The sequence below is a fragment of the Micromonospora sp. NPDC005171 genome (assembly GCF_040608575.1).
In the GTDB taxonomy this organism is placed as follows: domain Bacteria; phylum Actinomycetota; class Actinomycetes; order Mycobacteriales; family Micromonosporaceae; genus Micromonospora.
Genome location: NZ_JBEXIM010000038.1, coordinates 47,360 through 57,102, shown reverse-complemented (window position 1 = coordinate 57,102; position 9,743 = coordinate 47,360). Strand labels below are relative to the sequence as shown.

8 protein-coding genes are annotated in these 9,743 nt (G+C 66.7%); all 8 read left to right on the top strand.

Translation table 11 applies throughout. The features are described from left to right. Nucleotides 1-373: 373 nt before the first annotated feature. Complete coding sequence (locus ABZU74_RS28475; protein WP_355430030.1) at nt 374-3,436, top strand: RHS repeat-associated core domain-containing protein; 3,063 nt, start codon at nt 374-376, stop codon at nt 3,434-3,436. Then, on the top strand, nt 3,433-3,921 hold the full coding sequence (locus tag ABZU74_RS28470) for a hypothetical protein (RefSeq protein WP_355430027.1): 489 nt from the start codon (nt 3,433-3,435) through the stop codon (nt 3,919-3,921). The genes ABZU74_RS28475 and ABZU74_RS28470 overlap by 4 nt, the downstream gene beginning before the upstream one ends. Before the next feature lie 125 nt (nt 3,922-4,046). Next, nucleotides 4,047-5,438: an efflux RND transporter periplasmic adaptor subunit gene (locus tag ABZU74_RS28465; RefSeq protein ID WP_355430042.1), complete on the top strand. Its 1,392-nt coding sequence runs from the start codon at nt 4,047-4,049 to the stop codon at nt 5,436-5,438. Further along, a complete protein-coding gene (locus ABZU74_RS28460) occupies nt 5,435-6,490 on the top strand; it encodes an ATP-binding cassette domain-containing protein (protein ID WP_355430025.1) in 1,056 nt (351 codons plus the stop codon). Before ABZU74_RS28465 ends, ABZU74_RS28460 begins: the two co-directional genes overlap by 4 nt. Beyond that, nucleotides 6,487-7,671 carry an ABC transporter permease gene (locus ABZU74_RS28455; RefSeq protein WP_355430022.1) on the top strand — a complete coding sequence of 395 codons (1,185 nt, stop codon included), beginning with the start codon at nt 6,487-6,489 and terminating at the stop codon, nt 7,669-7,671. The genes ABZU74_RS28460 and ABZU74_RS28455 overlap by 4 nt, the downstream gene beginning before the upstream one ends. Before the next feature lie 212 nt (nt 7,672-7,883). Beyond that, a complete protein-coding gene (locus ABZU74_RS28450) occupies nt 7,884-8,093 on the top strand; it encodes a helix-turn-helix domain-containing protein (RefSeq protein WP_007465625.1) in 210 nt (69 codons plus the stop codon). Nucleotides 8,094-8,363: 270 nt separating this feature from the next. Next, entirely contained in the window at nt 8,364-8,465 is a 102-nt protein-coding gene (locus ABZU74_RS28445) for an AURKAIP1/COX24 domain-containing protein (protein ID WP_007465623.1), read from the top strand. A gap of 173 nt (nt 8,466-8,638) precedes the next feature. Beyond that, the gene (locus ABZU74_RS28440; protein WP_355430019.1) at nt 8,639-9,715 is read left to right on the top strand and encodes an NAD-dependent epimerase/dehydratase family protein; all 1,077 of its coding nucleotides are present in this window, start codon (nt 8,639-8,641) and stop codon (nt 9,713-9,715) included. Nucleotides 9,716-9,743 lie beyond the last annotated feature (28 nt).

Genomic DNA, 9,743 nt, shown 5'->3' with positions numbered 1-9,743 from the left:
GACCGCCAAGGACTACACCAGCGGCGCCTACGTCTGGCAGACCACCGCACGGTCGACCTACGACAGCTACGGCCGGGTCACCGACTCGTACGACGGCAATAACAATAAAACTGCGACAGCGTTCACTATGAACGCTGTCAGATTGACTGTGGGAACCTCGACAACAAACGCCCTTGGACAGGTTGCCTCAGCGACTGTAAACCCGAGACGTGGCTTGGCGCTCGGCGCTACCGATGCCAACGGCGTCGTCGTGACTCAACATTTCGACGCGCTGGGCCGCGCTGTCTCTGTTTGGTTGAATTCCCGAGCGACTAGTAGTCCTGCCCACCGCAAGTTCACGTACGTCATCTCGAAGAGTGGCACCTCGGGAACGATGACGGAGACGCTGAACAACTCAAGCGGCTACCAAAAGTCACTTCTGATTTATGACGCACTTCTGCGTCCTCGTCAAACTCAGTCCACAACCCCACAAGCGGGCCGATTGATCACCGATACGTATTACGACACACGCGGCTGGACCCGAGCGTCGTACAACGGTTGGTGGGATGATTCGACGGCGCCGACGCTGGGTGCACCGGTCTCGGCAGCTGACCTGGGTAAGCAGGTGCCAAACCAGACCTTGAACACCTACGACGGCTTGGGAAGAGCTGTCGTGGTCACGGCGGCGAAGAACGGAGTTGCCGTCTCGGCCACCACCACCGTCTACCAAGGCGACCGTACAACGATCGTCCCGCCAGCTGGTGGAGTGACCCAGACGACGCTGATCGACCCGCTAGGACGAACGAAAGAATTGCATGAGTACACCGCCCCGCCCTCGGTGACTACCCCGAATGATGTATTTACCGGCAGTTTCGCCGTGACCGGTGGTACGGCAAGCGTTTCCAAGTTCGGGCACGACGGACATGGCAATCAGTCTTCGTTCACGGATGCCTTGAATAACACGTGGACTACCGAATTCGATCTCATGGGTCGGGCCACGAAGAAGAGTGATCCAGATGCAGGTACTCTCACTGGACTTATCTACGACGGCAACGGAAATCTGCTGCAGAGCACCGATTCTCGAGGAAAAAGCACCTCGGTCACGTTCGATAAACTCAATCGGCGCGTTGGTCAGTACGCGGCGACCGTTTCCGAGCAGTCGTCCAGCAACCAGGTGAACGCCTGGGTCTACGACAACAGCAACAATGCCGTCGAGAACATGACGTACCCGATTGGTCAACTCACCACTTCGATCAGCTACAAGGGTGGCAAGGCGTACACCAAGCAGCAAAACGGTTTTAACGTCTTTGGCAAGTCTTTAGGCGAGACCATCACCATTCCCGACTCCGAGGGAGCGTTGGCCGGCTCCTACGTATTTGGTCACACCTACACCTCGGTACTCGGGCTACCGCTGACAGATAGCTATCCCGCCAAGGGCGCTCTGCCTTCGGAGACGGTGCTACACGGCTACTCCGGCGTACTCGATCTGCCCACAACGCTGGGGGGTTCCGCCGGCTACAGCAACGGGGTGAGCTACGACGCGTGGGGTCGCGTCAATCAGGCTACCGTCGGTAGTGGTAGCAACCTCGCCTACATCACCAATACCTACGACGTTCACACTTCCCAATTGACCAACCAGATCGTCACGCGGTCGAGCGGCACGCCAACCATTGTCGACGAGCAGTCATACAGGTACGACCTGACGGGGAACGTCACCAAGCAGGTGAGTAAGCGCCTGGGGGCCAACACACCCTCTGAGACCCAGTGCTACCTCTATGACAAGCTTCGGCGGATGACTGAAGCCTGGACCGCGACGGACGATTGCGCCACGGCCCCCTCCACTAGCAATAAGGCTATGGTTGGCAACAACGTTGGTGGGGGATCGGCATACTGGACGAGTTGGAGCACGGACCCAATCGGCAACCGTACCAACCAGATCGAGCGCGGCATTGGTGGTGCCACGGATAAGGTCACGACATATTCCTACGGTGGTACTGATGGCGACCAGCCCCACACCTTGACTTCCACTACTACGACCGGCGGCGCAACCAGTTCCACTTCTTACGGGTACGACAGCGCTGGCAATATGACCATGCGGAACGCCGAGAAGGGCAGGCAATCTCTCGACTGGAATGAACTCGGTCAGCTAGCGGTAGTGACTAGTACTGCAGGGCAGAGTTCGTTTATTTACGATGCCGATGGCAATATATTGCTGCAGAAGGATCCGGGCAAGGTTGTCCTGTATCTGCCAGGGCAGCAGTTGGCCTTGGACACTGCCACGCAGGCGGTGACCGGGAACCGATACTTCAATTTGCCAGGTGGGGGGACCGCGGTGCGGTCCGGCAGCGGGTCGAACTATTCGTTCGAGATTGGGGACTCCCACGGCTCGCCATCGCTCTACCTCGACAACACTGCCCAGTCGGCGAAATGGCGTCAGTACACACCGTTCGGCGCAGCGCGTGGACCTGCGGATGTTTATCCCGACAACCGTGGCTTCCTCAACAAGGTTGTGAATAATGCAACGGGGCTGATTCAGGTCGGGGCCCGTAGCTACGATGCGTCGGTCGGACGCTTCATCAGCCGTGACGCTGTGTTGGACATGGGGAACCCCCAGCAAATGAATGGCTACGCGTACAGCAGTAATAACCCGGTCAACTTCAGTGACCCATCTGGGAACATCCAAGTGGGAGACGATCGAGGCCTGCTTGTCGCGGTTCCCAACGCCGACGGCACCGAGACGATCGTCGACAACCGGCCGAAGAAGTGCCGTACCAGGTACTGCTTCGGGGCACCCAAGAATCCGTACAAGCCGGCAGCGACAAGGTATCCCTACAACCCGAAGGAAAAGGCGACGGCCAAGGACTACTGGAATTGGAATCTTTACCGGTGGCTGCGGATGGGTGCCGCTGCCGTATCGAACCCCTTGCTGAGCCCAGTCGATCTTACTGACGGTGTCGCCACGTACAATCACTACCGCGACGCGTCTGGAACGGACTTTGAGATCGACTACGAGAAAGCCTATGGGCAGGACGCCGTCATTCGTAGGAACGTCGATGCTGAGATCGCTGAAGCGCAGAGCTTCGCCGAGAGCTTGCTGGCCGAGTGTGCCTGTGACTCTCTGTCGATGACCGGGGAAGACAAGGGAATTGAGGGATACCCCGAAAGCGAGAATTGGCAGAAGGCCCTGGGTGACCACAACGTCTGGGGGAGCGCCAAGGTTGCCCGGAAGGGTGAAAAGGTTACTATGACCATTACGGTCCATGCGGCAGACTTCTACGACTTCAATCCGAACAACAAGGATGTCCGAAGCGGTTTGTCCGACGATGACAATGGAAGATTCGCCACCTTGGGTTGGGCTAAGCCCTTCCTTACTCAAGGCTCTCTCACCAGGACGGTGACGTGGGTTCCTGGAGGGTCGCCATCAGATTCGACGATCACGGGAGGGGCCCGACGGTGAGCTACGGTGATCGGCGGGGCGTTATCCAGAGGACTTCAATTGGTCGTTCTCTTTCGGCCATCGTGCTGATCGCCCTCCTTCTGTCCGGGTGCGGAGACCCGAACGCCGAGGACGTCCAGTCGGTGAAAGGCGGGACGATTGAGCGCGCAAAGATCCTCGGGCCTGTCGAAGAGGGATATTGGGTTGACGACTCTTCTGTTGATGGCCGAGTTCCTGGCCCGAACGAGGTGTGGAAGGAAGGCGTCGCCCGGCTTGCGGATCAGCCGTTCCAGAAGCTGAGGTCCGATTATGAGTGGGTCCCGGTCGAAACTTATTGGAAACCGCCGATCCGAACATCTCTCGAAGGTAAGATCGGGTTCGGGAGTGAGTGGTTTCGGAGCGCGGAGTTCGACGCCGCCGCTGCAACGGACTCGGATCTGACGGGCAGCTATTACATCGAAGCAGAGACGAGGGGAGTGATCTTCGTCCTCAAGTCCAAGGACTGATCACTCCGGTTCAAGCACCCCCGGTCGTCGGCTCACAGGCTGAGGCCGGGGGTGTTGCCTATCCAGGTCGCAGGCAGTGCGGCAATTCGTCTCTGACATTGGTGATTTGCTCAGTGGCTCGTAGCATCACTCGGGTGCGCCGCCCCCACTCGCCGCGGCCCGCAAGCACCACGCGGCCCCGCCTGCTCGTCGCCCTGACCGCCGTCGTCGTCCTCACCGCCACCACCGCCGCCTCCTGCGGCGACGAAGACCCGGACCTCGCGCTGGCGTCGGCCACCCGCAACCCGGTCACCGAGGTGATCGACGCGCCTGCGACGGTGACCGCTCGCGCCGCAGCCACCCTCACCGCTCCGGCCGACGGCACCCTGGCCAGCCTGCGTGTCCAGCCTGGACAGCGGGTCAAGCGGGGGCAGATCCTCGCCGTGGTCGACTCACCGAACGCGCAGCAGCGTCTCCGTCAGGCGAAGGAGGCGCTGACCGCCGCAAAGCGCGCCGGCCGGGGCGTCGGAACGGGCAACCTGACCAGCAGTCGGCGCGGCACCGACAAGGCCGCTGACGAGGCGTTCGACGCGGCCCGGAAGGCCGCCGAGAAGATTGCCGACCCGCAGTTGCGGAGCGCGCTGCTGACCCAGGTGACGTCCGCTCAAAAGCAGTACACCGCTGCCGCGCGCACCGCCGATCAGGCGGTTCGCGCGGTGCAGCGGGGGATCAGCGGGCTGAACTCCGCGGTCGGTGCGCTCTCCGCGGCGCAACGGCTTCAGGCCCAGCAGGCGTACGACCTGGCGAAGGCGACGGTCGACGCGCTGACGCTGCGTGCTCCGATCGCCGGTGTGGTGCAGCCGGGCGGCACCCGCGCCGGCGGCGGCGCGAATGCCGGTCTGGCCGGGCTGCTGGAGCAGGCGGGCGGGGCTGGTATCGACCCGTCCGTGCTGGCCCCCAGCCAGGGCGGGCCGCCGGCCGGGGTGGACGACGCGGTAGTGGTCGGCGGGCTGGTCACCGCCGGCACGCCGGTGCTGACGGTGGTGGACACCGGGCAGTTGGGCCTGCTCGCCGAGGTGGACGAGACCGACGTGCTCCTCGTCAAGGCGGGCGTGCCGGCCACTGTCGAGTTGGACGCCGTCACCGGCGCCAGCTACGACGCCACCGTCCGGTCGGTCGACGTGCTTCCCACCAACTCCGCGCAGGGCGGGGTCACCTACCGGGTACGCCTCGCGCTCGGCGCGGGGAAGCTGGCCGAGGACGAGCCGGCCCCGACGCCCCGCCCCGGCATGAACGCGATCGTGCACCTGCGGGTACGTGAGGCCGTCGACGCGGTGACCGTCCCCGCGTCGGCGGTGTTCTCCGCCGACGGCCGGGACGCGGTCTGGGTGGTCCGGGACGGGAGGGCGGGCCGGGCGTCGGTGACGGTGGGCGTCCAGGGGTCCGACCTGGTGCAGATCCTCAACGGCGTGCAGCCCGGCGACCGGATCGTGGTGCGCGGCGCCGACCAGGTCCGCGACGGCCAGGAAGTCCGGTGAGCGAACCCGCCGTTTCAGGTCCGCACGACGGGGGACGCGTCCCGGCCATCGAGGCGGTGGACGTGTCCCGGACGTACCAGCTCGACGGGGTGTCGGTGCAGGCGCTGCGCGGGGTGTCGCTCACCGTGCAGCCGGGGGACTACGTGGCCCTGGTCGGCCCGTCCGGCTCGGGCAAGTCCACACTCATGCATCTCCTCGGCGGGCTGGACCGGCCCACCGGTGGCCGCCTGGTGATCGGCGGGCGGGACGTCAACGCCCTCGCCCCGCCGGAGATGGCGACCCTGCGCAACGAGACCATCGGCTTCGTCTTCCAGGCGTTCCACCTGCTGCCGCGTACCTCGGCGGTGGAGAACGTGGCATTGCCCCTGGTCTACCGGGGGGTGTCGGCGCGGCAGCGGCGGGAGCGGGCGGCGGCGATGCTCGGCCGGGTCGGCCTCGGGCACCGGCTCGACCACCGACCCAACCAGATGTCCGGCGGTGAGCAGCAGCGCGTGGCGATCGCCCGCGCGCTGGTCACCGAGCCGACGGTGCTGCTGGCCGACGAACCCACCGGCAACCTGGACAGCGTCACCGGCGCCGCAGTGCTGGAGCTGTTGGAGCAGTTGAATGCGGAGTCCGGGGTGGCGCTGGTGATGGTCACCCACGACCAGGAGGTGGCGGCCCGCGCCCACCGCCGGATCACCATGCGCGACGGCGTGGTCATCGCGGACACCGCCGCGACCGCACACCGGCCGAGCGCGGACATCGCCGCGACCGCAGGCCCGCCGAGCGCGGACACCACCGGCCCACCCTCAGCCCATGATCGACCGCCGTCCGTTGATCACGGTCGACCTGCGACACTGGTCCCCGCTCCCAGCGCGGAGCCCCGGTCCGCGTCCGGAAGCGGCCCGGGGCACCCGTCCGGTGGCTCCGGTGGCGCCGCCGGAGCCACCGGGCGCCTTCCGCGCGAGGTCGAGCGACCCGACACCGGCCCGCGCGACGCCGCCTCGGGCGAGGCGCGCGGGGGCGCTGCGGGTGAGCCCGAGGTCGAGCGGCCCGGGGGTACGGCGTGAGGGTCGCCGAGGCGTGGCGGGTGGCGCTGGACGCCCTGCGGGCCAACCGGCTGCGCAGCGCGCTGACCATGCTCGGGGTGATCATCGGGGTGGCCTCGGTGGTCCTGCTGGTGGCCATCGGCACCGGCACCAAACAGAAGGTCGAGCAACAGGTCGAGGGCCTCGGTTCCAACCTGCTGCTGGTCGTCCCGGGCCGGATCGAGGTGGGTAACGCGCCGGTCGTCTCGCCGCTGACCCTGAAGGACGTGGACGCGGTGACCCGGGTGGTCGGCGACCCGGACCGGGTGGCGGTCACCGTGGCCTCCGGGGCGACGGCACGGGCCGGTGCCCGTTCCGACTTCACCACTGTGCAGGGCGTGCTGGAGACGACCCCCGCGGTGTTCACCAGGTCGTTGGCCCGGGGGCGCTATCTCACCGGCGCCGACGTGGACACCAGCCGACGGGTGGCCGTGCTCGGCGACTCGGTCGCCCGTGCGCTCTTTCCCGACCGGGATCCGCTCGGCCAGCAGGTGGCGTTGGCCGGGGTGCGGTTCCGGGTGATCGGTGTCTTCGCGCCGCTCGGGCAGAGCCTCGGCGTCGACCGGGACGACGAGGTGCACGTGCCGGTGACCGCCGCGCAGCGTCTCTGGGGCACCCAGCGGGTCGACGGCATCGCGGTGAAGGCGCCGGACCGGGAGCGGATCGACGAGCTGGGCGAACGGATCGTCGCCGAGTTGAACCGCCGTCACCCGGACACCGAGTTCAGCGCTGTCACCCAGCAGCAGATCCTCGGCGTGCTCGGCGACATCCTCGGTGTCCTCACCGGCGTGCTGGCCGCCATCGCCGGCATCTCGCTGCTCGTCGGCGGCGTCGGCGTCTCCAACATCATGCTGGTCAGCGTCCGGGAGCGGACCCGGGAGATCGGGCTGCGCAAGGCCGTCGGCGCGCGTCCCCGCGACATCGGCGTGCAGTTCCTGCTGGAGGCGGTGCTGCTCACCACGATCGGCGGGCTGACCGGAATGGCGCTGGGTGTGGGAACCGCCCTGCTGGTCGACGCGCTGTCGCCAATCCCCGCGGCGATCACCTGGTGGTCGTTGGCGCTCGCCTTCGGCGTGTCGGCGGTGGTGGGCATCGTCTTCGGGGTGGTTCCCGCGCAACGCGCCGGCCGGCTCGACCCGGTGGTCGCGCTGCGCACCGAATGAGCAACGCCGGAACAATCGGACGGCGGACGCGGACGGGCAGATACCGGGAGCGCGGATCGGGTGAACCGACCACCGAAACATGATCAGTTGCAGGAAGGGATCGCGCCGGTCACAACCGTCCCGCTACCGTACTGGTAACACGCGCGTCGTCGGCCCGGCCCGGAGCATCCGTCGGGTTGGCACGCGCCGGGCATGGGATGGGTCGGTGAGCCATGGCCGGGTCACAGTCCGACGGACGGCTGTCGGAGGTCAAGTTCCTGACCGTCGCCGAGGTGGCGACGGTCATGCGGGTGTCAAAGATGACTGTCTATCGCCTGGTGCACAGCGGTGAGCTCACCGCCGTCCGGGTCGGCCGGTCGTTCCGGGTGCCCGAGCATGCGGTGCACGAATATCTGCGGGGTGCTTTTCAGGAGACCGCCTGAGCCACCATGTCGCCCGTCGATCGCCGGCTGACCGGCATCGGTGGGCGTAGGGAGTGGGCTTGCGCGCGCCGCGGTCGCGAACCAGAGGCAGCCGCGACGGGGGCGCGTTGGTCCGGCTGACGCCCTCCGGCTACCCTGGAGCCCGACCGAGACCCCACCGGTGCGCCCCGCCGCCCAGACTGGTCCGGTCCGTTGTCCGCAAGCGGTCGCCGTCGCCACCTGCGTGGTGTCATCCGGTCCGCCCCGCACGTTGTATCGAAAGGCTGTCGTATGGGCTCGGTGGTCAAGAAGCGCCGTAAGCGCATGGCTAAGAAGAAGCACCGCAAGCTGCTGCGCAAGACCCGCGTCCAGCGTCGCCGTCTCGGCAAGTGATCGCCGCCGGGCTCAGCGGACAGGCCGGCGGCGCACGTTGCGCCGGAGCGTTCCCGGCCCTTCCGACCGCCCGGCGTTCGGCGTCACTTGCCAAACTGTCGACCTCCGGAGGCTCAGGTGATCAGGCCGTGGTCGTCCCGGCTCGGTCCATCCTGCCGGCGTAGGTGCGTCAGATGACCCCCGGTGGCACCTCAGGTGCTCCGGGGGTCGTCGTCGTCACCGGAGTGGGCCGTTACCTGGGCGCCCACGTGGCGGCCCGACTGGCCGCCGACCCACGCATCGAACGGGTCATCGGGGTCGACGCACCGGATTCCGGCACCGAGTTCACCGACCTGCTGGACCGGGTCGAACGGATCCGCGTCGACAACGCTTCGCTCGGTGGTCTCCTCGCCGACCTGGACGTCGACGCGGTGGTGCACCTCGCGCTGGTCACCTCACCCGACCCGCAGCACGGTGGCCGGTCCGCGATGAAGGAACAGAACGTCATCGGCAGCATGCAGATGCTCGCCGCCTGCCAGCGGGCTCCCCGGCTGCGCAAGCTCGTGGTCCGCTCGTCGACCGCCGCGTACGGGGTGTCGTTCCGGGATCCGGCGGTCTTCACCGAGGAGACCGAGCCCCGCGAGGTGCCGCGCGGCGGTTTCGGCCGCGACATCCTCGACCTTGAGGGGTACGTTCGCGGCTTCCGCCGCCGCCGGCCCGACGTCACCGCCACGGTGTTGCGCTTCGCCCCGTTCATCGGCTCGACAGCCGACACCACGTTGACCCGCTACTTCTCACAGCCGTTCGTGCCGACCGTCTTCGGCCGTGACCCCCGTCTGCAGTTCCTGCACTTCGACGATGCGTTGGAGGTGCTGCACCGGTCGATCGTGGAGGACCATCCCGGCACGTACAACGTCGCCGGCCCCGGGGTGCTGTCGCTGTCCCAGGCGATCCGACGCGCCGGGCGGGTGGCCGTGCCGGTGCTGGAGCCGGGGCTGTCCGGGGCCGCCGCGCTGGCCCGCACGATGGGCTTCGGCCGCTACGGCCTGGACCAGGTCGACCTCTTCGTGCACGGCCGGGTGGTCGACACCAGCCGGCTTGAGCAGGAGTACGGCTTCACGCCCCGGTCGACAGCCGAGGCGTTCGAGGACTTCATCCGTGCCCATCACGGTGGGGTGGTGGTCACCCGGAACCAGTTGGCCGCCGCCGAGCAACTCGTCCTGGACGGCATCCGGCAGGTCCGTTCAGCGGTGCGGGAGCGGTCATCATGAGCGCGAGGAGTGAGCCGGGTTTGCGAGC

Excerpts from the sequence above, each read along its gene's own strand:
- ABZU74_RS28440 (WP_355430019.1), top strand. The coding sequence starts at position 8,639 with ATGACCCCCGGTGGCACCTCAGGTGCTCCGGGGGTCGTCGTCGTCACC.
- ABZU74_RS28450 (WP_007465625.1), top strand. The coding sequence starts at position 7,884 with ATGGCCGGGTCACAGTCCGACGGACGGCTGTCGGAGGTCAAGTTCCTG.
- ABZU74_RS28475 (WP_355430030.1), top strand. The coding sequence starts at position 374 with ATGACGGAGACGCTGAACAACTCAAGCGGCTACCAAAAGTCACTTCTG.
- ABZU74_RS28445 (WP_007465623.1), top strand. The coding sequence starts at position 8,364 with ATGGGCTCGGTGGTCAAGAAGCGCCGTAAGCGCATGGCTAAGAAGAAG.